Source organism: Marinobacter sp., assembly GCF_041686475.1.
In the GTDB taxonomy this organism is placed as follows: Bacteria; Pseudomonadota; Gammaproteobacteria; order Pseudomonadales; family Oleiphilaceae; genus Marinobacter.
On the sequence record NZ_JAWLDU010000010.1, the window covers coordinates 33,675 to 56,265 of the forward strand.

At 58.5% G+C, this 22,591-nt stretch carries 18 protein-coding genes; 1 reads left to right on the top strand and 17 read right to left on the bottom strand.

Annotation, left to right across the window (positions count from 1 at the left end):
• Positions 1 to 2: 2 nt before the first annotated feature.
• The 3 genes from argJ to ACESMB_RS04125 form a co-directional block, all read right to left on the bottom strand.
• A complete protein-coding gene (gene argJ, locus ACESMB_RS04115; RefSeq protein ID WP_372925950.1) occupies positions 3 to 1,220 on the bottom strand; it encodes a bifunctional glutamate N-acetyltransferase/amino-acid acetyltransferase ArgJ in 1,218 nt (405 codons plus the stop codon).
• Positions 1,221 to 1,315: 95 nt separating this feature from the next.
• Entirely contained in the window at positions 1,316 to 4,063 is a 2,748-nt protein-coding gene (secA, locus tag ACESMB_RS04120; protein ID WP_372925949.1) for a preprotein translocase subunit SecA, read from the bottom strand.
• Positions 4,064 to 4,236: 173 nt separating this feature from the next.
• Positions 4,237 to 5,190 carry a M23 family metallopeptidase gene (locus ACESMB_RS04125; protein ID WP_372925948.1) on the bottom strand — a complete coding sequence of 318 codons (954 nt, stop codon included), beginning with the start codon at positions 5,188 to 5,190 and terminating at the stop codon, positions 4,237 to 4,239.
• A gap of 293 nt (positions 5,191 to 5,483) precedes the next feature.
• Between ACESMB_RS04125 and ACESMB_RS04130 the strand changes: the two genes are divergently transcribed.
• Positions 5,484 to 5,930: a DciA family protein gene (locus ACESMB_RS04130; RefSeq protein ID WP_372925947.1), complete on the top strand. Its 447-nt coding sequence runs from the start codon at positions 5,484 to 5,486 to the stop codon at positions 5,928 to 5,930.
• Between the two features lie 11 nt (positions 5,931 to 5,941).
• Here ACESMB_RS04130 and lpxC read toward each other — a convergent pair whose 3' ends face one another.
• The 14 genes from lpxC to ftsL all read right to left on the bottom strand — a co-directional run bounded on the left by lpxC (position 5,942) and on the right by ftsL (position 22,590).
• Positions 5,942 to 6,856: a UDP-3-O-acyl-N-acetylglucosamine deacetylase gene (lpxC, locus tag ACESMB_RS04135; RefSeq protein ID WP_007154571.1), complete on the bottom strand. Its 915-nt coding sequence runs from the start codon at positions 6,854 to 6,856 to the stop codon at positions 5,942 to 5,944.
• A 208-nt stretch (positions 6,857 to 7,064) separates the two neighbouring features.
• Entirely contained in the window at positions 7,065 to 8,222 is a 1,158-nt protein-coding gene (gene ftsZ, locus ACESMB_RS04140) for a cell division protein FtsZ (RefSeq protein ID WP_372925946.1), read from the bottom strand.
• A gap of 99 nt (positions 8,223 to 8,321) precedes the next feature.
• Positions 8,322 to 9,557 carry a cell division protein FtsA gene (gene ftsA, locus ACESMB_RS04145; RefSeq protein WP_348296778.1) on the bottom strand — a complete coding sequence of 412 codons (1,236 nt, stop codon included), beginning with the start codon at positions 9,555 to 9,557 and terminating at the stop codon, positions 8,322 to 8,324.
• A 36-nt stretch (positions 9,558 to 9,593) separates the two neighbouring features.
• On the bottom strand, positions 9,594 to 10,433 hold the full coding sequence (locus tag ACESMB_RS04150) for a cell division protein FtsQ/DivIB (RefSeq protein ID WP_372925945.1): 840 nt from the start codon (positions 10,431 to 10,433) through the stop codon (positions 9,594 to 9,596).
• A complete protein-coding gene (locus tag ACESMB_RS04155) occupies positions 10,426 to 11,400 on the bottom strand; it encodes a D-alanine--D-alanine ligase (protein WP_372925944.1) in 975 nt (324 codons plus the stop codon). The genes ACESMB_RS04150 and ACESMB_RS04155 overlap by 8 nt, the downstream gene beginning before the upstream one ends.
• Positions 11,393 to 12,838, bottom strand: a complete 1,446-nt coding sequence (gene murC / locus ACESMB_RS04160) for a UDP-N-acetylmuramate--L-alanine ligase (protein ID WP_372925943.1) — start codon at positions 12,836 to 12,838, stop codon at positions 11,393 to 11,395. The genes ACESMB_RS04155 and murC overlap by 8 nt, the downstream gene beginning before the upstream one ends.
• The gene (gene murG / locus ACESMB_RS04165) at positions 12,831 to 13,916 is read right to left on the bottom strand and encodes an undecaprenyldiphospho-muramoylpentapeptide beta-N-acetylglucosaminyltransferase (RefSeq protein ID WP_372925942.1); all 1,086 of its coding nucleotides are present in this window, start codon (positions 13,914 to 13,916) and stop codon (positions 12,831 to 12,833) included. Before murG ends, murC begins: the two co-directional genes overlap by 8 nt.
• Entirely contained in the window at positions 13,909 to 15,111 is a 1,203-nt protein-coding gene (ftsW, locus tag ACESMB_RS04170) for a putative lipid II flippase FtsW (protein WP_372925941.1), read from the bottom strand. Before ftsW ends, murG begins: the two co-directional genes overlap by 8 nt.
• Positions 15,111 to 16,451, bottom strand: coding sequence for a UDP-N-acetylmuramoyl-L-alanine--D-glutamate ligase (murD, locus tag ACESMB_RS04175; RefSeq protein ID WP_372970974.1), 1,341 nt, complete (start codon positions 16,449 to 16,451; stop codon positions 15,111 to 15,113). Before murD ends, ftsW begins: the two co-directional genes overlap by 1 nt.
• A 14-nt stretch (positions 16,452 to 16,465) precedes the next feature.
• Positions 16,466 to 17,551 (bottom strand): phospho-N-acetylmuramoyl-pentapeptide-transferase, encoded by a 1,086-nt coding sequence (gene mraY / locus ACESMB_RS04180; protein ID WP_372925939.1) that lies wholly within the window; start codon positions 17,549 to 17,551, stop codon positions 16,466 to 16,468.
• Positions 17,536 to 18,927 (bottom strand): UDP-N-acetylmuramoyl-tripeptide--D-alanyl-D-alanine ligase, encoded by a 1,392-nt coding sequence (locus ACESMB_RS04185; RefSeq protein ID WP_372925938.1) that lies wholly within the window; start codon positions 18,925 to 18,927, stop codon positions 17,536 to 17,538. Before ACESMB_RS04185 ends, mraY begins: the two co-directional genes overlap by 16 nt.
• Entirely contained in the window at positions 18,924 to 20,408 is a 1,485-nt protein-coding gene (locus ACESMB_RS04190) for a UDP-N-acetylmuramoyl-L-alanyl-D-glutamate--2,6-diaminopimelate ligase (protein ID WP_372970975.1), read from the bottom strand. The genes ACESMB_RS04185 and ACESMB_RS04190 overlap by 4 nt, the downstream gene beginning before the upstream one ends.
• Before the next feature lie 4 nt (positions 20,409 to 20,412).
• Positions 20,413 to 22,152, bottom strand: a complete 1,740-nt coding sequence (locus ACESMB_RS04195) for a peptidoglycan D,D-transpeptidase FtsI family protein (protein ID WP_372925936.1) — start codon at positions 22,150 to 22,152, stop codon at positions 20,413 to 20,415.
• Positions 22,153 to 22,182: 30 nt separating this feature from the next.
• The gene (gene ftsL / locus ACESMB_RS04200) at positions 22,183 to 22,590 is read right to left on the bottom strand and encodes a cell division protein FtsL (protein ID WP_372925935.1); all 408 of its coding nucleotides are present in this window, start codon (positions 22,588 to 22,590) and stop codon (positions 22,183 to 22,185) included.
• Position 22,591 lies beyond the last annotated feature (1 nt).

The following is a 22,591-nucleotide window of genomic DNA, read 5'->3' on the forward strand; positions in this document are numbered from 1 at the left end:
AGTCAGGTACGATACTCGGCATTGATGGTGACATAGTCGTGGGAAAAGTCGCAGGTCCAGACCCGCTCCATGACATCACCACGCTTCAGGTCGATGTGAATGGTAATTTCCTCTGCGTCCATCACCGCCTGCCCCCGGGACTCACTGTAATCCTCTGCCCGGCCACCATTGCGTACCAGGCAGACATCCCCCAGCCATATTTCCAGTGCCTCAAGATCCAGCCCCTCAACGCCGGCACGGCCTACAGCCGCCAGGATCCGCCCCCAGTTGGGGTCAGACGCAAACAGAGCGGTCTTGACCAGGGGTGAGTGGGCCACAGTGTAGGCAACGTCCAGAGCCTCCTGGACCGACCCGGCCCGGCTGACTTCGATGGTGACAAACTTGGTGGCGCCCTCGCCGTCGCGGACAATGGCGTGAGCCAGTTCCAGGAACACGTCCTGCAGCGCCGCCCTGAGTTCCGGAAGACAGGGGCTGTCGAAAGTGATTTCCGGGCCATCGTATTGACCGCTGGCAATCAGCATGCAGGCATCGTTGGTGGAAGTGTCGCTATCAATGGTAATGCGGTTGAAAGACTTCTCTCCCAGTTCCGACGTCAGGGCGGACAGCAGATCCGGAGCAATCTTTGCGTCGGTGGCGATAAACCCGAGCATGGTGGCCATGTTGGGGCGAATCATCCCTGCGCCCTTGCTGATTCCCGAGATGGATACCCTATGGCCTTCCAGTTCAATCTGGCGGCTAGCGCCTTTTGGCCGGGTATCCGTAGTCATGATTCCGGAGGCCGCCTCGGCCCAGTGTGACTCCGATACATCTGCCAGAGCCTGTGGCAATGCCTCCACAATCCTGGACACCGGCAGGGGCTCACCGATCACGCCCGTTGAAAAGGGCAGCACCGCGTCAACAGCTACCCCGGCATTGTCAGCCAGCGCCTGGCAGCAGGCCTGTGCATCCTGAATGCCCCGCTCCCCGGTACCCGCATTGGCATTGCCGGTATTGATCAACAGGTATCGGGGGGCGTCGCTGGCAAGATGGCGTCGGGCGATATGTACAGGCGCCGCGCAGAACTGGTTGCGGGTAAAGATACCGGCCACACGGCTGCCCCGGGCCAGCTCAATAACCACAAGGTCCTTTTTGCCCGGTTTCTTGATACCTGCGCTACCGATACCCAGCTTGACGCCGGCAACCGGGAAAAATGTCGGCAAGGCTCCTGGACCAACTGCCATCTTCAATCTCCTTTCATCAATCGCTACCAAACGAAAAACCCGCAGCCTGAGTGAACCAGGGTGCGGGTCGGTATTCTACTGGCCAGTATCGGGAATCAGCTGACCTTTCCGCAACACTGCTTGTATTTCTTGCCGGACCCGCAAGGACAGGGCTCATTGCGGCCCACTTTTCTGTCCTGCCGCACAAAGGTTTCCGGAGTACTCTGGGACTGTGCGCCGGCAGCAGCGGAATTGTCATCCTGCTTCTGGCCGGTGATGCTGGTCTCGTCATGGCGCAGACGGGCCTGGGCGAGCTCTCTCTCCAGCTCTTCCTTGCGGCGACGCTCCACCTCTTCCATCTCTTCACGGCTCTGCACGCGAACGTGGGAAAGTACCCGCACGACATCGCGCTTCATGGTTTCAAGCATAGTCTCGAAGAGATTGAACGCCTCGCGCTTGTATTCCTGCTTCGGATTCTTCTGGGCATAACCGCGCAGGTGGATACCGCGGCGCAAATGATCCATGTTCGAGAGGTGTTCCTTCCACAGGGTATCGAGCACCTGCAGGAACACCTGCTTCTCGAACTTGCGCATCGGTTCGGAACCGGCAATCTCTTCCTTGGCGTCGTAGGCTGCAACAACCTCGTCCAGGATTCGTTGACGGAGATTTTCCTCGAACAGTTTACTGTCTTCGTCCAGCCACTTCTGGATCGGGAGGTTGATGGCCAACTCCGACTGCAGCTGGTTCTCAAGGCCAGGCACGTCCCACTGCTCGGGCATGCTCTGCGGTGGTATGAATTCGCTGATCAGCGAGTCGACTACATCCTCGCGGATGGTCTTGACCATGTCAGAAATGTCTTCCGAGGACATCACCTCGTTACGCTGGTCGTAGATTACCGTACGCTGATCATTGGCAACGTCATCGTATTCCAGCAGGGTTTTCCGCATATCAAAGTTGCGGCCTTCCACCTTGCGCTGGGACTTCTCGATCGCATTGGTGACCATGCGATGCTCTATGGCCTCGCCTTTCTTCATGCCCATGGCCTGCATCAGGCTCTTCACCCGGTCCGGGGCAAAGATCCGCATCAGGTTATCTTCCAGGGACAGGAAGAAACGCGACGAGCCAGGGTCACCCTGACGGCCGGCACGGCCGCGAAGCTGGTTGTCAATACGACGGGATTCGTGACGCTCGGTACCGATGATATGGAGGCCGCCGGCTTCCAGCACCTGATTGTGGCGCTCAGTCCACTCTGCCTTGATACGGGCAACTTCCTCTTCGGTGGGGTTGTCCATACCCGCCACCTCGAACTCCCAGTTACCACCCAGGACGATATCGGTACCACGGCCGGCCATGTTGGTGGCGATGGTGACGGCACCAGGGCGACCAGCCTGGGCGATGATCTGGGCTTCGCTTTCGTGCTGCTTGGCGTTGAGGATCTTGTGGTCTATCCGCGCCTTCTTGAGCAGCATGGACAGCAGTTCGGACGCCTCGATGGAGGCAGTACCCACCAGAATCGGCCTGCCCTCGGCGGTAACGTCCTTGATCTCGTCAATAATGGCGTGGAATTTTTCTTCCTGGGTCAGGTAGATCAGGTCGTTGTAGTCGATCCGCTGGATTGGCTTGTTGGGCGGGATAACCACAACATCCAGGCCGTAGATCTGGCGGAATTCGAAGGCTTCGGTGTCGGCGGTGCCGGTCATGCCGGCCAGCTTGTCGTAAAGGCGGAAGTAGTTCTGGAAAGTGGTGGAAGCCAGGGTCTGGCTCTCTGCCTGGATACGGACCCCTTCCTTGGCCTCAATCGCCTGGTGCAAACCCTCACTCCAGCGGCGGCCGGGCATGGTGCGGCCGGTATGCTCGTCCACGATAACCACCTGGTCTCCCTGGACGATATAGTCGACGTCTTTCTGGAACAGATGATGGGCCCTGAGGGCCGAATGGATATGGTGCAGCAGGCTGAGGTTGGCAGCGGAATACAGGCTCTCGCCCTCTTTCAAAAGGCCCCGCTCCAGCAAAAGCTCTTCCACTCTCTCATGACCACCTTCCGTGAGTTCCACCTGACGCGATTTTTCATCGATAGTGAAGTCGCCACTGGGCTCCCCCTCTTCTTCACTCACTTCGCCCTGTTCCAGCCTGGGCACAAGTTCATTGATGGCCTGGTAGAGTTTCGAGCTGTCTTCAGCCGCACCGGAAATAATCAGCGGTGTGCGGGCCTCATCGATCAGGATGGAGTCCACTTCGTCCACGATGGCAAAGTGCAGAGTGCGCTGTACCTTGTCTTCGGTACTGAACGCCATGTTGTCCCGGAGGTAATCGAAGCCGAATTCGTTGTTGGTGCCGTAGGTAATATCAGCCTGATAGGCCGCGCGCTTCTCTTCCTGAGGCTGGCCGGCGACAACAACGCCCACCTGCAGGCCAAGGAAACGGTAGAGTTTGCCCATCCATTCTGCGTCCCGGCGGGCCAGGTAGTCGTTTACCGTAACCAGGTGAACGCCTTTTCCGGTCAGGGCATTGAGATAGACGGCCAGAGTGGCCACAAGGGTTTTACCCTCACCGGTTTTCATTTCGGAAATCCGGCCTTCGTGCAGCGTGATACCGCCGATCATCTGTACGTCGTAATGACGCATGCCCATGACTCTCCGGCTTGCCTCCCTGGTGGTGGCAAAGGCTTCCGGAAGTAATGCATCGAGGGTCTCGCCTTCGTCGTAGCGGCGGCGGAATTCCGCGGTCTTGCCCTGCAACTCGGTGTCCGACAAATTGCCATACTGCTCTTCAAGTTCGTTAATGCGCGAGACAGTTTTGCGCATTCGCTTGATTTCTCTGGCGTTCTTACTGCCGAACATCTTGGTTGCAAGCTTTGTGAACATAGACCACTGCTTCTTTGATTAAACGGAGGAAGCCGGCATTCTAACCTTATTTCGCAGCAGTACAAAAGTCAGGGCTTATAGAAGCCTGTCACAACGCTGAAAAGATTGAAAAAAAGGTCGGGCCGGGGTAACAGGAAGGAGTCAGGCGCCGCCTGGGACGCCTGACAGACCGCTTAGCGGCTGGCTCGCTTGATATAGGTTTCCGGGTTTTCGCTCTTGCCGTTACGAATCACCTCGAAATGCACGTGCGGGCCGGTAGAGCGCCCTGTACTGCCCATCAGAGCCAGAACCTCACCCTTCTGGACAACATCTCCCACGTTGACCTCGATCGTCTTGGCATGTGCGTAACGGGTAACCAGACCGTCGCCGTGGTCAACCTCCACCAGGTTGCCGTAACCATAGCGCTCATCGGCATAGGTCACTACGCCGCCGGCAACGGAGATGATATCGCTACCCTCTTTGCCTGCAAGGTCGACACCGGCATGCCAGGTACGCTTTCCGGTGAAAGGGTCCGAGCGGTAGCCATACTTGGACGATAGCCAGCCCCAGGTGATTGGGCGGCCCTGCACATAACGTTCTTTTTCGAGCTTCTGGCGGGAGGTCACCATATCCAGCATGCGAAGCTGCTGTTCACGGTCTTCAATACGCTTGGCCAGCTTGTCTATCATACCGGTAAGCTCGGGGGCCGTGTAGGAATCACCGTCCAGACTGTCCTCGGGACCACCTACTGCCGCCGGCTGATCAAAATCGAATTCGTCACTGGCCACCAGGCCGGATTCCACGAACCTTTGGCCGAGCGCGTCCAGGCGCAGCAGGCGCCCCTGCATTTCACCCAGGCGAAGTGTTAGGGCATCCACCTGCTGCTGGACATTCTGCTCCAGTTGCGCGAGTTCGTCTTTCTGTTGATGGAGTTTTGAACGCCATTCTGCCATCAACTCTGACTCTTCGGATTCGGCCGGCTCAACCTGACCTAAAGCCACCTGATAACCAGACCAGCCTGCCAATGCCAGTAGCGCGGTTACGATAAACACCAGGCCGACTGCGACCGGAGCGTTTATCGAAACCGCACGGGATTGCCCATGGCGCTTGCCAACTAGGATAATATTCATATCGTCTTCTGGTTTCATGGGGACGCAACCTGATCCTGTAGTGTTGCATCCCGAGTGATCTGACTGGGCCTGCCGAGGCATCCTTTGCCAGATTGCGGAGCTCCTCTCCGACTACTCAATCCTGGGCAGCATAGACCGCGCCTGAAAACGCACGTGCCATCCATTGCAACGACTACATTTGATAAAATAGCAGTCACCCGTGGACATACACGCGTCAGACAATGTAAAACGAGTGTAATACAGGCTCTGCCTATTAACCGTGCCGAAGTGTAACCAATCGTTACCGTTGTCGTCGAGAACTACTGATTGCCATGAAAAAGAAAACCGACCTCGAATTGACACCAGACAGCTTTTCCAGAGCTTCAACCCTGCGTGAGCTGATGGCAAAGGCCCAGCATCACGCCCAGGCGGAAAAACTGGTGGTTGCGGCGCTGCCGGAGAGCCTGGCGAAAGGCACACGTTTTGTCAGTTGCAAGGAAGGCGAGCTGATACTCTCCGCCTCTGCTGCGACTACCGCCAGCCAGATACGTTTTCGCCAGCATGAAATCATGGAAGAGCTGCGCAAACAGGAGCTGTTCCGCTTTGTCTGGAAGCTCAAGGTCAAGGTGGCCCCACCCAGGTTCAGCGAACGACCCAAAGTGAAGATGACACCCCTGAGTAACGAAAATGCCCGGCTCCTCAGAGAGGAAGCCGGGCACACGAAGGACAAACAGTTACGCGAGGTTCTCGAAAAACTCGCAAGCCACGTCCGGGACTAAGGCGTCCTGCCTCAGCCCGCCGCCAGCACAGGTTTCATGTAGGAAATCGGGGCAGCGGCCTCATCGTCGAAGGTCACCACTTCCCATGCATCCTCTTCTGCCCTGAGCTTGCGCAGCAGCTTGTTATTCAGGTCATGGCCGGATTTGATACCACGGAACTCGCCAATCAGGCTGTTACCCAACTGGTAGAGATCACCGATGGCATCCAGCAACTTGTGCTTGACGAATTCATCGTCGTAACGCAGACCGTCTTCGTTGAGGATCTTGTAATCGTCAACGACAATCGCGTTATCCACACTCCCGCCCAGCGCCAGGTTCATCGCCCGCAGCTTTTCGATATCACGCATGAACCCGAAAGTCCGTGCGCGACTGACTTCCTTTACGAAAGACGTGCTGGAGAAATCAACGGTGGCGGTCTGGGCGCGCCCCTTGAATACTGGGTGGTCAAAGTCAATGCCGAAGCTCACCTTGAAGCCTTCGAAAGGCAGCAGGGTCGCTTTCTTGTCACCTTCTTCAACCGTCACTTCGCGCTTGATGCGGATAAATCGCTTGGCCGCGTCCTGCTCGGCAATGCCGGCAGACTGCAGAAGAAACACAAAAGGTCCGGCTGAGCCGTCCATGATGGGCACTTCCGCTGCGCTGAGTTCGACGAAGCAGTTATCGATCCCGAGACCAGCCATGGCTGACAACAAATGCTCTACTGTTGCAACCCGGACACCGTCTTTCAGCAGTGTCGTGGAAAGCATGGTCTCACCCACGTTTTCCGCACAGGCCCGGATTTCGACCACAGGGTCGAGATCGGTACGGCGGAATACGATTCCCGAGTCCACGGGTGCCGGCTTCAGGGTCAGGTAAACCTTTTCACCTGAGTGAAGCCCAACACCGGTGGCACGGATGGTGTTTTTGAGTGTCCGTTGTCTGATCATCGGTACATATTTCCGTCACATAAGTGCGATATAGTCTGGGCAAAAATCTGCCCGGAGAATACCAGAAAGTAAAACTGAATACCATTTAACCAATCGTGTCGGTTGGTAACTTCCCGACTGGTTTACCGGCGCGGGGCCGGGGACAGATAGTCAGCACACGTCAATCAGCGAAAATGGTTCCACTTTTGAACGCATTTGCAACAGATTATCAGTCAGCCTGACGACGAAGGAATGCGGGAATATCGAGATAGTCGACACCCTGCTCTTCGCTGTCCTTGCTCTGATCAATCGCCACGTTGCCATGGGCTACTGCCCTGCGACGCAGAACTGCGGGACGATCAAGCTGGTTGTAATCCGTTGTTCCGTCAAGGCTTCGGGTGTTGTCCACTACCTTGGTGGGCTTATCACGATCCCCACCCAGGCCGGTTGCAACCACCGTCACCTTGAGTTCGTCGGTCATATCCGGATCGATCACCGTACCCACCACAACAGTGGCGGAATCCGATGCGAATTCGCGAACAATATCGCCAACCTCGGAGAATTCGCCAAGGTTGAGATCCATACCCGCGGTGATGTTGACCAGGATACCCTTGGCGCCCTGCAGGTTGATATCTTCCAGAAGCGGGCTGCGTACTGCGGCTTCTGCGGCCTCACGGGCCCGGTTCTCGCCGGTAGCGCGCGCGGTACCCATCATGGCATTGCCCATCTCCGACATCACGGTCTTTACGTCGGCAAAGTCCACATTGATCATTCCGTTGCGGGTAATCAGGTCCGCAATACCCTGAACCGCGCCCAGCAGAACGTCGTTGGCCGAGGCAAACGCATCCAGCAGGCTGGTTTTCTTGCCCATCACCGCCAGCAACTTCTCGTTGGGGATGGTGATCAGCGAGTCAACGGTCTCTTCCAGTTCCTTGAGGCCGACATCGGCAACACTCATGCGCTTGCCACCCTCGAACATGAACGGCTTGGTAACCACCGCCACGGTCAGGATGCCCAGTTCCCGGGCAACTTCAGCAACCACGGGCGCAGCACCGGTACCGGTTCCACCACCCATGCCCGCGGTAATGAAGACCATGTCGGCACCTTTCAGCGCTTCGGCAATGCGGTCCCGGTCTTCCAGGGCTGACTGGCGCCCCACTTCCGGGTTGGCGCCAGCACCCAGGCCCTTGGTGATGTTGCCACCAAGCTGGATAATCTGACGCGCATCCAGGTCCGTCAGGGCCTGGGCATCGGTATTGGCGCAGATGAACTCCACACCTTCAATATCACTGTTGAGCATGTGGCGAACGGCGTTGCCGCCACCACCGCCAACTCCCACTACTTTAATGACAGCGTTCTGCTGGACATTATCGACGAGTTCAAACATTCCCCTACTCCTTCGTGCTGTTTATCAGCCTTTTCCAGACTGATTTTTCGAGATTATGATTTTCGAGATACCTTCGTGTACGTCTTCTACTGGCTACCGTCAGAAATGACCGGTAAACCAGGCTTTCATGCGCTCAAACAGCGTGGGTGCATCCTCACCCTTAAGCGCCGGCGCCCGCCCCAGATCCATCTGGCGGAAGCCATGAATCAACAAACCCACGCCGGTGGCGTAGATCGGGTTGTTGACCACTTCCGTCATGCCGGAGACCGCCTGCGGACAGGCCAGCCTTACCGGCATATGGAAGATTTCCTCCGCCAGTTCCACCACACCTTCCATGGTGGAGGAACCGCCGGTAATCACGATGCCGGCCGGGATCAGGTCTTCAAATCCCGAACGGCGAAGTTCTGACTGCACCAGGGTGAACAGCTCTTCGTAGCGTGGCTCCACCACCTCGGCCAGGGCCTGGCGGGACAGATCCCGCGGCGCCCGATCACCCACACTGGGCACCTTGATGGTTTCGTCCGCACCGGCCAGCTGTGTCAGGGCGCAGGCGTACTTGATCTTGATTTCCTCGGCATTCTGCGTCGGCGTGCGCAAAGCCATGGCAATGTCGTTGGTGACCTGGTCGCCGGCAATGGGAATTACCGCCGTATGACGAATGGCACCACCGGTAAACACCGCGATGTCCGTGGTGCCACCACCGATATCCACAACACAGACACCCAGCTCCTTTTCATCCTCGGTGAGGATGGCGTGGCTGGAGGCGAGTTGCTCCAGAATGATGTCATCCACTTCCAGGCCGCAGCGTTTCACGCACTTTTCAATGTTCTGGGCGGCGTTCACCGCACAGGTCACCAGGTGTACCTTGGCCTCCAGGCGAACCCCGGACATACCCATGGGTTCCTTGATGCCTTCCTGGCTGTCAATCACGAACTCCTGGGGCAGGATGTGAAGGATTTTCTGGTCCGCCGGAATGGCCACCGCCTGGGCCGCGTCTATGACGCGGTCGATATCCGCCTGGGTTACCTCCCGGTCGCGGATGGCGACAATGCCATGGGAGTTCAGGCTCTTGATGTGGCTGCCGGCAATACCCGCATAAACCGAGTGAATCCGGCAGCCTGCCATCAGCTCCGCCTCTTCCACGGCCCGCTGTATCGCCTGGACCGTGGTTTCGATATTGACCACCACGCCACGCTTGAGCCCGCGGGACGGGTTGGAACCAATTCCCACCACCTCAATGGTCCCGTCCATTTTGCGCTTGCCGACAATCGCAACCACTTTCGAGGTTCCGATATCGAGGCCGACAATCATGTTTTCCGTTTCAACCGATGACATGTATTCCACCAAACCGTAGGTCTGAATTGTGCGTTGCTATGATTTTGACCGGGATGCCGTTTCTACCGGCTTCCACTGAACCGCCACTCCATTGCTGTAGCGGGCATCCACCCGGCTGACTTCGTCCGAACGTGACGCCAGCCGTTCCTGATAAACCGTAATAAACCGTTCAAACCGTTGTTCCACCTGATCCCTGCCGAGCACCACTTCGATGCCGTTGGCGAGGGTCAGCGTCCAGGCTCCCCGCTGCTCCAGGCTCAGCCCCGCAAATCCCAGGTCGTGACCCGATAGCGTGTCTGCCATGTCACGTGCCATGGTGATCACCTCGTTTACCCGCTCGTCCGGGCCGGCGAGCCGCGGCAGTTTGCCGGCGACTTCGGGATTGCCCGGCGAAAACAGCTCGCCATTGCGGCTCACCAACTGGTCGCTGTTCCAGTAGGCCAACGGCTTCTTCTCGCGAACCTCTACCTGCAACCGGTCCGGCCAGACCCGTTTGACCGCAGCAGACTCGACCCATGGACGTTGTTCAAGGCTGTCCTTGATTTCAGAAAGATCCGTGGCGAAAAAACTCCGCCCGATCCATTTGCCGGCACTTCGCTCCAGCGACGTGCGGTTCTCGCCTACCAGAGTGCCGGTCACATCAATGCCCATCACCTGTCGGTCCATGGCACTGAGAACCTGGCTGGTTCCCCAGGGCACCATGGCAGCCAGCAGAACAATGGCCGCACCCATCACCACCTGGCCCCACGGCGCCGCAGCCAGCACCGCCTTCAGCAAACCAAACCGGTCCCGCTCCGGCCCCAGGGAAGTTGCTCCCCTGCGCCTGGGCGGATCGGACGGTACCGCCCGACTCCGGATCAGCAGCCGTTCAAGCATCACCAGCCTCCAGCGTGTCGGTAAGAATCCGCACGACCAGTTCTTCGAAACTGATACCCGCCGCTTTCGCAGACATGGGCACCAGGCTGTGGTCCGTCATACCCGGTACCGTATTCACTTCCAGCAGCCAGAAATCGCCCTTGCGATCCTGCATGATGTCCACGCGCCCCCAGGTGCGGCAGCCCAGCACCCGGAACGCCTCCAGCGCCAGATGCTGAAGTTTCAGTTCACTGTCCGGGTCAAGCCCGCAGGGAATCTGGTAGCGGGTATCGTCTGCCAGGTACTTGGCGTCGTAGTCATAGAACACGTGATCCGTACTCAGCCCGATGGCCGGCAGTGCCTGGTTCTGCAACAGGCTGACCGTGAACTCCGGCCCTTCGACCCACTCCTCCACCAGGACCAGTGGGTCCAGAACCGCGGCCTGACCATAGGCTTCAACCAGTTCCTGCCGGTTCGCCACCTTACGGATACCAATGCTGGAACCCTCTCTCGAAGGCTTCACACTCAGTGGCAGCGTTAAGGCCTGCAGAATGCTGTCTGCTTCATCCACCGAAGCCATGGCACGGAACCGTGGGGTCGGCAGTCCGCAGCCCTCGAAGACATACTTGGTCCGCAGTTTGTCCATGGCCAGCGCGGAGGCCAGAAGTTCACTGCCGGTGTAGGGAATACCCGCCTGGGAGAGAATCGCCTGGATGGTGCCGTCTTCTCCTCCGCGGCCATGCAGCGCAATGAATACCCGGTCAAACTGCGGATCCTCAACGGTTTTGAGCAGGCAGCCCTGTACATCCAACGGATAGGCATCAACACCGGCAGAAAGCAGGGCCGACAGAACTGCATGTCCGCTCTTCAGGGAAACCTCGCGCTCGGCGGAATCTCCGCCCATAAAGACAGCGACTCGCCCGAGCGCCTTCAGGGTTTCCGGATCGGCCTGATAACCCTGCGTGTCCATCCGGTTCACCTCACTCATCAGCAATCACTCCTGCCGCCGCCAGTCGGCTGGCGACACCACCAATATCCCCCGCGCCCTGGGTGATCAGCAGGTCACCGTCACGCAGGATGTTGGCAAGCAGTGTTTCAATCTCGTTGTTGTCTTCCACGAAGACCGGTTCAACACTGCCGCGCTGACGAATACTGCGACAAAGTGCACGACCATCAGCACCGTTAATGGCGGTTTCGCCAGCGGAGTAAACTTCCATCAGCAGCAGGCCATCCACCTCCGACAACACGCGCACGAAATCCTCGTAGAGATCCCGTGTCCGCGTGTAGCGATGGGGCTGGTACAGCATCACCAGGCGGCGATCTGGCCATGCGTCGTGGGCCGCGCGAATAACCGCTTCGACTTCCGTGGGGTGATGGCCGTAATCGTCAATCAGCGTGATCGTGCCTTTGCGAGTCTTGTAGTCACCATAGACCTGGAACCGGCGACCAACACCGGCAAAGCCTGCCAGCCCCCTGCAGATGGCTGCATCTTCCACACCTTCATCCGTGGCCACCGCAATGGCAGCCAGCGCATTCAGGACGTTATGGCGACCCGGCATTTTCAGCTCGACATCCAAGTCACTACGCCCGCCGGGACGACGAACGACAAAGCGGGTTCTGAGTCCGTCAGACTGGATATTCTCGGCGCGGTAATCGGCCTCCGGATTATCGATGCCGTAGGTAATAATGGCGCGGGAAATCCTTGGGATAATCTCCTGCACATAGGCGTCATCCACGCACATCACTGCGATGCCGTAAAACGGCAGGTTGTGGAGGAAGTCCACAAAGGTCTGCTTCAGGCGCCCCACGTCGCCGCCATAGGTGTCCATATGGTCGGCTTCAATATTGGTGACAACGGAAATAACCGGGGTCAGGTGCAGGAACGATGCATCGCTTTCATCGGCTTCCGCCACCAGATAGCGGGACCCGCCCAGCTGCGCGTTGGTACCGGCACTGTTGAGCTTGCCACCGATCACGAAAGTCGGGTCCAACCCGGCCTCCGCCAGCACTGAGGCAATCAGGCTGGTGGTTGTGGTTTTACCATGGGTACCGGCGACGGCAATTCCGTGGCGATAGCGCATGATCTCCGCCAGCATTTCAGCTCGGGGTACAATCGGTACGCGCCGGCTGCGGGCAGAGGCAACTTCCGGGTTGTCTCCGGTCACGGCCGAAGAAACCACCACTACATCTGCCTTGGCACTGTTCTCCTCGAGATGGCCAATAAACACCTCGATGCCCATGGCAGTCAGCCGGTCAGTCACTGCGCCCCTGCGGATGTCCGATCCGGAAACATCGTAGCCCTGGTTCTTCAGTACTTCGGCAATACCGCTCATGCCGGCGCCGCCAATCCCCACAAAGTGAATATTGCGGATACGGCGCATCTCGGGCACCTGATAGACCAGCGGGGGATTAGTGGGCTCAGCCATTAGCGGCCTCCAGACAGTAATTCACGACTCTCTCCGTTGCATCAGGGCGGGCCAGCGTCTTTGCCGCCTTCGCCATATCGATAATCCGGTTGCGATCCTTACCCAGATCCGTAAGTGTTTCCGCCAGCAGCTCCGCCGACAGCTTTGGCTGTGGGATCAGGACGGCACCTTTTGCATTGACCATTTGCTGTGCGTTTCTGGTCTGATGGTCGTCCACGGCATGGGGAAACGGCACCAGAATCGCGCCGATACCGGCGGCGCACAGCTCGGATACGGTCAGGGCACCGGCCCGGCACAGCACTACATCTGCCCAGCCGTAAGCCTCGGCCATATCCTTGATAAAGGGCTCTACCGACGCTTCCACACCATGCTCGCTGTAGGCCTCCCCCGCCGCCTCTACATTCTTTTCACCGCACTGGTGCCGTACCGTCGGGCGCTCGTCTTCAGGCATTTTGGCCAATGCCGCCGGCAGGGTGCTGTTGAAAACCTGGGCACCAAGGCTGCCTCCCACCACCAGCAACCTGAGTGCGCCAGCACGTCCTGACATCCGCTGCTCGGGCTCCGCCAGAGACGCCAGATCCTGCCTCACCGGGTTGCCGGTACAGCGGGTTACCACGTCGGCACCGAAACTGCCCGGGAAGGCCTCCAGCACGGTAGTGGCAAAACGCACCAGGATCCGGTTGGTCATGCCGGCAATTGCGTTCTGTTCATGGATCACCAGTGGCGCTTTGGTCAGCCAAGCTGCAATACCTCCGGGCCCGGTCACAAATCCACCCATCCCGATAACGCAGTGGGGGCGGATACCACGGACAACCGAAAACGCCTGCGCCAATGCCCGCATCAACCGGAACGGCGCCATTACCAACGCGAGCCGACCTTTGCCCCGCAAACCGGATACCTGAATCAAAGACAGTGATATGTCGGTTTCCCCAATCAGGCGCTCTTCCATGCCGCCCCTGGAGCCAAGCCAGAAAACCTGGTGGCCCTTTTCCTGGAGATTCCTCGCTGTTGCCAGTGCCGGAAACACATGGCCACCGGTACCACCGGCCATCATCAGGAAGCGCTTTTTGTCAGTCATAGGCCGCACCTCCCCTGGCTGCCGGTTTACGGGACTTCTCGCCGGCCACTTTTTCACGGTCAAGACGTTCCATTTCCACCCGTGCCAACACCCCGATACAGATGGCGGTGATCATCAGGCTTGAACCGCCATAGCTTACCAGGGGCAAAGTCAGGCCCTTGGTGGGCAGCAGACCGGTGCTGACGGACATGTTAATGCTCGCCTGCAGACCAATGAGCAGCGTGATGCCATAGGAGAAGCACGCAGCAAACGGCATCCCGGCTTTTTCGGCTCTTCGGGCTATCACGAATCCTGTCACCACCAGAACGGTGAAAAGCCCCAGTACAATGAGCGAGCCCAGCAACCCGAACTCTTCGGCAATAATGGCGAAGATGAAGTCGGTATGGGCTTCGGGCAGGTAGAACAGCTTCTGCACCGAGTTACCGAGACCGGTGCCTGCCCAGTCGCCACGGCCAAAGGCAATCAGTGACTGGGTAAGCTGGTAGCCGGTATCAAACTGGTCTTTCCAGGGGTCGAGATAACTGACAACACGCTTCAGGCGGTAAGGCTGGGTAAACACCAGCACAGCGCCCATTACGATCAGCACGCCGATCAGCGGCATAAAGCGGCTGAGACGAACCCCGCTCAGGAAAATCATGCCGGCTGCGGCGGCGACCAGCACCACCGTGGCCCCGAAATCGGGCTCGATAACCAGCAGTACAGAGGCGATACCGAGAACACCCAGCGGCTTCAGGAAGCCTGCCCAGGTATTCAGCAACTCTTCCCGCCGACGCACCACATAACCTGCCAGATAGGCAATCAGGCAAAGTTTTGCAATCTCGGACACCTGCACATTGAACAGACCGAATGAAATCCAGCGGGTGGAGCCATTAACGGTGCGCCCCAGCGGCGTCAACACCAGCAACAGGGACAACAACCCGATGCCCAGCAGCAACCAGCCGCTGCGCTCCCACCAGGAAATCGGCACATTGACGGCAATCAGGGCAAACACACAGCCAATGCCGGCAAACATCAGTTGCCGGATCACGTAGTGGTAGCTGTTGCCCATCGTCTCCGCTGCCATGTCCATGGACGCGGAAGAAATCATCACAATGCCCATCACCAGCAACGCGGCGGAACTGATGATCAGCAACGGCAGCGGCCGCAGGTCGCGGAACAGGCCCTGTTGGCCAGGCAGAGACAGATCAGCGTGCATCACAGCCCCTCCACCTGTTTACGGAAACTGTCTCCGCGATCGTTGTAATCACGGAACATGTCGAAGCTGGCGCAGGCCGGTGACAACAACACCCTGTCCCCCGGTTCTGCCAGACTCGCCGCCTTGCGGACTGCATCTTCCATAGTGGAGGCATTAACAATGTCAACCCGGGGGCCAAGAGCAGAGGCAATCAGCCCTGCATCGGTGCCAATCAGCACCGCTGCCCTGCAATGGGCCGCGACCGGTTCCGCCAGCAGTGAGAAATCCGCACCCTTGCCTTCACCACCGGCAACAAGAACAACTTTCCCGTTGACGGGCGCCAGGCTTTGGATAGCGGCGACAGTGGCACCCACATTGGTTCCCTTGGAGTCATTGATGTAGTCCACATCACCAACCCGCCGGATGAACTCACAGCGATGCGGCAGCCCCCTGAACTGTTTCGCCGTCTCCAGCATCACCTCCATTGGCAGACCCGCCGCGTGCCCCAGTGCCAGGGCGGCCATCACGTTACTGATGTTGTGGCGGCCCATCAGACCCAGCTCGTCGGCCAATAGCAGGTTATCGAAACCGAAGGTTATCCAGGTTCCCTCATCATCGTCACGGGTGCTGAAAGTCTCCGGATTGATCCGATTAAAACCGAAACACAGAAACCGGAGATTGTCCCGCGCCATGGGCGTGCTCAACGCGTCATCAAGGTTCACCACAGCATTCCTGCAGCCATTGAATATCCGCTGCTTGGCCTGGAAATATTCCATCTTGGTGGGGTAGCGATCCATATGATCGTCGCTGACGTTCAGAACGGTCGCAGCCAGCGCATTGAGCTCACGGGTTGTCTCCAGCTGGAAACTGGACAGTTCAAGCACGTAGAGGTCAGCACCTCGGCCAAGAAGATCCAGAGCCGGGGTGCCAATGTTGCCGCCTACTTCCACCTGGCGGCCGGCCGCCTTCGCCATTTCTCCCACCAGTGTGGTCACCGTGGTTTTACCGTTAGAGCCGGTAATGGCAACAACCGGCGCATCCGCCGCTTCGGCAAACAGGTCGATATCGCCACGGATAGCGGCGCCTTTTTCCGCCGCGTGACGGATAGCGGGCTCGGCGACACTGATTCCCGGGCTGACCACCAGCTCGTTGAAACCGGCAAATACCTCAGGATCAAAATCACCCAGGTAGACAGGCAGCTCTGGCCAGCCGGACTCGAGCTCTCCCAGACCGGGCGGCGTCAAACGGCTGTCGGCCACTGCAACATCACGGCCTTTTTCGCACAGATAGCGCACGCAGGAGAGCCCGGTTTTACCGAGCCCTACAACCAGTGTGCGACGATCTGAAACGATGACACCCATGGTGCTCTGCTTCCCTATCTCAGTTTCAGGCTGGCGAGGCCAACCAGTACAAGTACAACGGTGACGACCCAGAAGCGCACGATAACCCGCGGCTCGGGCCAGCCTTTCAGTTCAAAATGATGGTGTAGCGGCGCCATGCGGAATATCCGCCGACCGGTGAGCCGGAAAGACGCCACCTGCAGGATCACGGAAATGGTCTCCATCACGAACACACCGCCCATGATGAAAAGCACGATCTCCTGCCTGACAATGACAGCCACAACGCCCAGGGCCGCGCCCAGGGCCAGGGCACCCACATCGCCCATGAATACCTGAGCGGGATAGGTGTTGAACCACAGGAACCCAAGCCCCGCTCCAACCAGCGCCCCGCAGAAAACAATCAGCTCGCCGGTGCCCGGCAGGTGGGGGATCAGCAGATAGTCGGCAAACTGCGCATGGCCGGATACATAAGCAAAGATGCCCAGGGCCGCGGCCACCATGACGGTGGGCATGATCGCCAGGCCGTCAAGGCCGTCAGTGAGGTTGACCGCGTTACTGCTGCCCACAATCACGAAGTAACTCAGCAGAATGAACAGTACCGGCCCCAGCGTCAGCGACACATTCTTCAGGAACGGCACGTAGAGCGACGTTTCCTGGGGCAGTGAGGAGCTCATGAACAGCGCAATTGCAGCCGTGGCACCGATCACCGACTGCCAGAAATACTTCCAGCGGGCTGGCAGTCCGCGGGGATTGCGCTCCACCACCTTGCGATAGTCATCCACCCAGCCAATGGCCCCGAAAAACAGGGTGACCAGAATCGCGACCCAGACATACCGGTTGCTGAGGTCAGCCCAAAGCAGTGAGCTGACCCCTACTGCAACGAGAATCAACGCGCCACCCATGGTCGGGGTACCTGCTTTGCTCAGGTGGGTCTGTGGGCCGTCGTCACGAACCGCCTGACCGATCTGGTACTGGCTCAGCTTGCGGATCATGAACGGGCCGATGAGCAGGGAAATCAGCAAAGCCGTCAGCACGCCGAAAATCCCCCGGACCGTCAGGTACTGGAAGACTGTCAGCGCGGAAAAATATTGTGAAAGAGCCTCTGTCAGCCAGAGCAGCATGCGTTACCCACCTTTTCTTTTATTCCCTCCACCACGCGATCCATGGCGGAACTGCGAGAACCCTTGACCAGAACCGTCTGTGAATCGGCAGGCCCCTCAAACAGACGACGCACCGCATCGCCATGGGTCGCACATACCTCAGCGGTATCCCCGAACCCTTCAACGTATCCTTCACAGCCATCACCCACGACCAGCAGGCGCTCGATGCCATGGTGCCGGGCAAACTCACCCACTTCCCGATGCAGCGCGAGGCTGTCTGCCCCCAGCTCTGCCATTGCGCCCAAGACAGCAACACGGCTGGCCGGCCGCGACGCCAGCACTCCGAGTGCCGCTTTGATCGACGAAGGGTTGGCGTTATAGCTGTCATCAATAACCGTTAGTGAGGGCGACAGCTCAAGAATCTGCAGCCGCCCCTTGACCGCCTGCATTGCAGCAAGCCCCTGTTGCACTGCTCCATCACTGGCACCCAGATCACGTGCAGCCGCAATTGCCAGCAATGCGTTAGTAACATTGTGCTCCCCGTGCAATGGCAGGCTGACATCACAAGCCCAGCCTTCCGGGCCACAAGCACGGAAAACCAGCGAATTGCCATCATCGCGGACGCTCTCCGCGAAGTAATCTCCACCGCCTTCGGTCTGTCTGCTGACAGCCATGACCCGACGCGCGCCTGCTCTCAACTGCCACTGATCAAAGGCCGGATCGTCCCGGTTGAGTACCACCAGGCCGGATTCCACAACACCATCGATGATTTCACCCTTGGCGCGCACGATGTTGTCGTAGCTGCCAAAACCCTCCAGGTGAGCCTGCCCCGCATTGGTCAGGATCGACACGTCCGGGCGCACGATACTCACGGTATGGGCAATTTCGTTCAGCCCGCTGGCACCAAGCTCTATCACTCCGTACTCATGCTCCGGGGCAAGCCGGAACAGAGTCAGGGGGACACCGATGTGATTATTGAGATTTCCCTCGGTGGCGAGGGTATTGCCGACACCCGAAAGGATGGCGGCAACCATTTCACGCACCGTGGTTTTGCCACTGCTGCCGGTGATGGCCACAAATCGCGCCGGGCTGTTGTTCCGATTGCCTGCGGCAAGTTTTGCCAGTGCGTCTATGGTGTCTGATACCAGAATTTGCGGAATTGCCAGCGCAGTATCCGCTGTGTCCACGACCGCGGCCACCGCTCCCGCCTGTTCGGCAACAGACAGGTAATCGTGTCCGTCAAAGTTATCGCCTCTCAGCGCCACAAACAGGTCGCCTCTGGCAATGTTGCGCGTGTCAGTGGAGACGCCGTGGAATACTAGGCCTGCCAGGTCGGCTCCGGCTGACGTGCCGCCAACCCAGCTCATTGCATCAGCCAACGGGACCGTCTGCATCATGCGACACCCCCGTTCAGTGACAGTGCGTGTCGAACCTGTTCGGCATCGCTGAATGGAAGACGCTGGCCGGCCGTCTCCTGCCAGGCCTCGTGCCCTTTACCGGCAATCAGCACGATATCGCCCGCCGCGGCCGAGTGAATTGCCTGACGGATGGCTTCGGCGCGGTCATGAATAATTGTCACCTGCTCCGGATGGTTGAAACCGGCCATGATGTCGGCAGCAATGCGGGCAGGCTCCTCACTGCGGGGATTGTCATCGGTCACGATTACCACGTCGGCCGCACTCTCGGCTTCCCGCGCCATCTCAGGGCGTTTCCCGGAATCACGATCACCACCGCAGCCGAACACGCAGAGCAGGCGACCTCTGATGTGGGGGCGCAGCGCCGCCAGCGCACTGTTCAGGGCATCCGGCGTGTGGGCATAATCCACGACAACACGAACACCGTTACTACCTGCGAACGGCTCAAGGCGCCCGGGTGGAGGCGACAGTTTCTCAACGGCACGTTGAACCCGTTCAACCGGCACACCCAGGCTGAGAACCGCGGCCATCGCAGCGAGAATATTGCTGACGTTGAAACTGCCCAATACCGGTGCGGAAATGTCGAAGTGCCCCCAAAGCCCATCAACACTTGCCGTGAACCCGTCTATGGATGGCGAGAATTCCGTCAGCCAGAGTTCAGTCTGCGCTTCGTGCAGGCTGTAACGGACACGGTCACATTTTCCTTCTAGCTGCTCATAAAGCTGCCGGCCGAACGGATCGTCGAAATTGACCACCGCGAAATGCAGTTCTTCACGTTCGAAAAGACGCGCCTTGGCAGCACCATAGGCCTCCATGGAGCCGTGGTAATCGAGATGATCCCTGGTCAGGTTGGTAAACACCGCGCCGGTCATGGTCAGGTTGTCAATTCGCCCCTGATCAAGAGCATGGGACGACACTTCCATGGCCGCTGCACGCCCACCCTGAGCCAGAATCCTCGACAGAACACGGTTTACCTGGACAACATCCGGGGTTGTATGCCCCCCCTCCTGCAATGCATCGGGCATACCGTAACCGAGAGTGCCTATAACGCCACAGGGCGTGCCGGTTTCCTGCAAAAGTGTGGCCAGGAAATGACTCACCGAGGTCTTGCCGTTGGTGCCAGTCACTCCTATCAGGCGCAGCCGCTGGGACGGGTGCTCGAAAAACCGGTCAGCTATCTTGCCAAGCTGGGCCCGTAGATCTGTCACCGGCACAATCAGCACGCCCGCGTGCTCGTGGCATTCACCGGCCTGCGCCACTTCCAGCAGCACAACAGTGGCGCCAGCGCCAATGGCGTGTTCGACATAATGGTCTGCGGGCGTTCGGGCGCCAGCGAGGGCAATAAACGCATCGCCGGATCTGACCTCCCGGCTGTCGGTTTTCAGGCCGTGAATAGTGACATCGAATACCGACGGCACCGGCGCGATCCCCTGCAACAATGTGCTGAGTGATGTAATACACATAACCCTAACCCCGCTCCCCGGAAGTGCGATGCAGTTCTTTGGCTTCGCCCAGTTCCAGTTCCGGCTTTACATTCAGCAGCCGCAGCGCATCCCCCATGACCCTGGCGAATACCGGTGCAGCCACTTCGCCACCGTAATATTCTCCGGACTGGGGAGCATCAACAGCCACTACCGTGACAATTCTCGGATTATCGATCGGAGCCATACCTGCAAATATTGCTTTGTACTGGCTCTTTTCATATCCGCCCTTGCCGACCAGGTGAACGGTTCCGGTTTTGCCACCAGCGGAATAAAACCCGGGTTGTGCCCGCTTCCCGGTTCCGTTCTCCACCACTTCTCTCAACATTCCCCTGACCTGGAATGAGACTTCCTCGGAAAGCACCCGTTCCCCGACAGGACGTTCATCCGTTTTGAGCAGGCTTAACGGGTAGCGGATTCCGCCATTGGCAAGCACCATATAGGCTTGAGCCAACTGAAGCGCATTAACGCTCATACCGTAGCCGTAAGAGAGCGTTGCCTCCTCCACCGGCCTCCATTTGGGTGGCGCAGGCAGCACGCCCACTGCCTCTCCGGGGAATCCGATGCCTGTGGGCTGGCCCAGCCCGAGGCGGGCATACAGATCCCTGATGGAGTCACCACCCAGTTCGGTGGCGATCTTGCTGATACCTACGTTACTTGATTTGGCAATCACATCAGTCAGACTGATCACGCCGTAGTTGCGATTATCACGGATCGTAAAACGACCAAAGCGCCGGAACCCCGGCGCCGTGTCTATCGTGCTGGATGCCTTGAATTTTCCCGACTCCAGGGCTGCCGCCATGGACACCGGTTTCATGGTCGACCCGGGTTCAAACAGGTCGGTAATCGCTTTGTTCCGCAACCGGTCGGGACTGAGCTGGGTGCGGTCGTTGGGGTTGTAGGATCCCTGATTCACCATCGCCAGCACTTCACCGGTGTCTACATCCAGCATTACCAGGGTACCGCCCCTGGCGCCGTGGGCGCCGACCACAGCCTTAAGCTCACGATAGGCCAGATACTGCAGCCGCAGATCAATACTGAGGGACAGGTTACGGCCCGGCTTGGCATCACGAATCAGGGTCAGATCCTTGATCACGCGACCACGATTGTCCTTGAGCACGCGTTTGCGCCCGCTTTCACCGCTCAGCCACTGGTTATAGGCAAGCTCAATGCCCTCCTGGCCACTCTCATCAATATTGGTAAAACCGACAACATGGGCGGTTACCTCACCAGCCGGATAGTAACGGCGATATTCCTGGCGGCTGTACAACCCCGGAATACCCATGGCAAGCACCTGCTTTGCGGTTTCCGGCTGCAATTTACGGCGCAGGTATATAAATTCCTTGTCCGCATATTTGTGCAGGCGTTCCCGCAGCCTGGCCTCCTTTAGTCCGAGCAACCTCGCAACATTGGTCAGGCGCGGTTCATCGGCCGCGATTTCCGAGGGATTGGCCCAGATAGTCTGAACCGGAGTGCTGACCGCCAGTGACTCGCCATGACGATCAGAAACAACACCCCGGTGAGCGTCAATACTTTCTACCCGTATCGTTCTCACATCGCCCTGCTTTCGCAGGAACTCGTTATCCACGACGTGCAGATCAACCAGACGCCATGCAAGAGCGCCCACCACCAGAAGAAAGACGCCCAGCACGGTGCCATACCGCCAGGCTCCAAGCCCGGCAGCCAGTCGCTGGCCCCATGATGCTGTCTTTCCCTGATCAGACAATGTCTTCACCTTACGGTTTGTTATATTTGCTCAGCGCGCCCCGACAAGGGGCGCCATCAGTGGCACCAGGACAATGTCCTGCTTGCCTGGCACAACCATGTCAAAACGCTCGGATGCCAACTGCTCCACCCGGCCATGTGCGCTCAGCGCGCTTTGCTCCAGCAGTAACTGGCTCCACTCACGCTGATAATTGTCTCGCCTCTCCTGCAACTGCGACAGGGTATTGAACAACTCCCGATTTTCGTGGGCACTGACCACCACACCCAGTGATGACGCCACCAGGAGCATCACCAGCCCCATGGAGATCAAAACGCGCTTCTGCTGAAGTGCTGCAAACACCTGCTGCGACAACCTGACCGCCGTAGCCACGCCGTCGCGCACGCGCTGCTTGTTCAGCCGCGCTGTTTTTGTTGGCTTTTCAATGGCAATCGCGCCCATG

Bases quoted from the DNA above. Each gene is read 5' to 3' on its own strand.
- argJ (WP_372925950.1), bottom strand. From the start codon at position 1,220: ATGGCAGTTGGTCCAGGAGCCTTGCCGACATTTTTCCCGGTTGCCGGC.
- secA (WP_372925949.1), bottom strand. From the start codon at position 4,063: ATGTTCACAAAGCTTGCAACCAAGATGTTCGGCAGTAAGAACGCCAGA.
- ACESMB_RS04125 (WP_372925948.1), bottom strand. From the start codon at position 5,190: ATGAAACCAGAAGACGATATGAATATTATCCTAGTTGGCAAGCGCCAT.
- ACESMB_RS04130 (WP_372925947.1), top strand. From the start codon at position 5,484: ATGAAAAAGAAAACCGACCTCGAATTGACACCAGACAGCTTTTCCAGA.
- lpxC (WP_007154571.1), bottom strand. From the start codon at position 6,856: ATGATCAGACAACGGACACTCAAAAACACCATCCGTGCCACCGGTGTT.
- ftsZ (WP_372925946.1), bottom strand. From the start codon at position 8,222: ATGTTTGAACTCGTCGATAATGTCCAGCAGAACGCTGTCATTAAAGTA.
- ftsA (WP_348296778.1), bottom strand. From the start codon at position 9,557: ATGTCATCGGTTGAAACGGAAAACATGATTGTCGGCCTCGATATCGGA.
- ACESMB_RS04150 (WP_372925945.1), bottom strand. From the start codon at position 10,433: ATGCTTGAACGGCTGCTGATCCGGAGTCGGGCGGTACCGTCCGATCCG.
- ACESMB_RS04155 (WP_372925944.1), bottom strand. From the start codon at position 11,400: ATGAGTGAGGTGAACCGGATGGACACGCAGGGTTATCAGGCCGATCCG.
- murC (WP_372925943.1), bottom strand. From the start codon at position 12,838: ATGGCTGAGCCCACTAATCCCCCGCTGGTCTATCAGGTGCCCGAGATG.
- murG (WP_372925942.1), bottom strand. From the start codon at position 13,916: ATGACTGACAAAAAGCGCTTCCTGATGATGGCCGGTGGTACCGGTGGC.
- ftsW (WP_372925941.1), bottom strand. From the start codon at position 15,111: ATGCACGCTGATCTGTCTCTGCCTGGCCAACAGGGCCTGTTCCGCGAC.
- murD (WP_372970974.1), bottom strand. From the start codon at position 16,451: ATGGGTGTCATCGTTTCAGATCGTCGCACACTGGTTGTAGGGCTCGGT.
- mraY (WP_372925939.1), bottom strand. From the start codon at position 17,551: ATGCTGCTCTGGCTGACAGAGGCTCTTTCACAATATTTTTCCGCGCTG.
- ACESMB_RS04185 (WP_372925938.1), bottom strand. From the start codon at position 18,927: ATGATGCAGACGGTCCCGTTGGCTGATGCAATGAGCTGGGTTGGCGGC.
- ACESMB_RS04190 (WP_372970975.1), bottom strand. From the start codon at position 20,408: ATGTGTATTACATCACTCAGCACATTGTTGCAGGGGATCGCGCCGGTG.
- ftsL (WP_372925935.1), bottom strand. From the start codon at position 22,590: ATGGGCGCGATTGCCATTGAAAAGCCAACAAAAACAGCGCGGCTGAAC.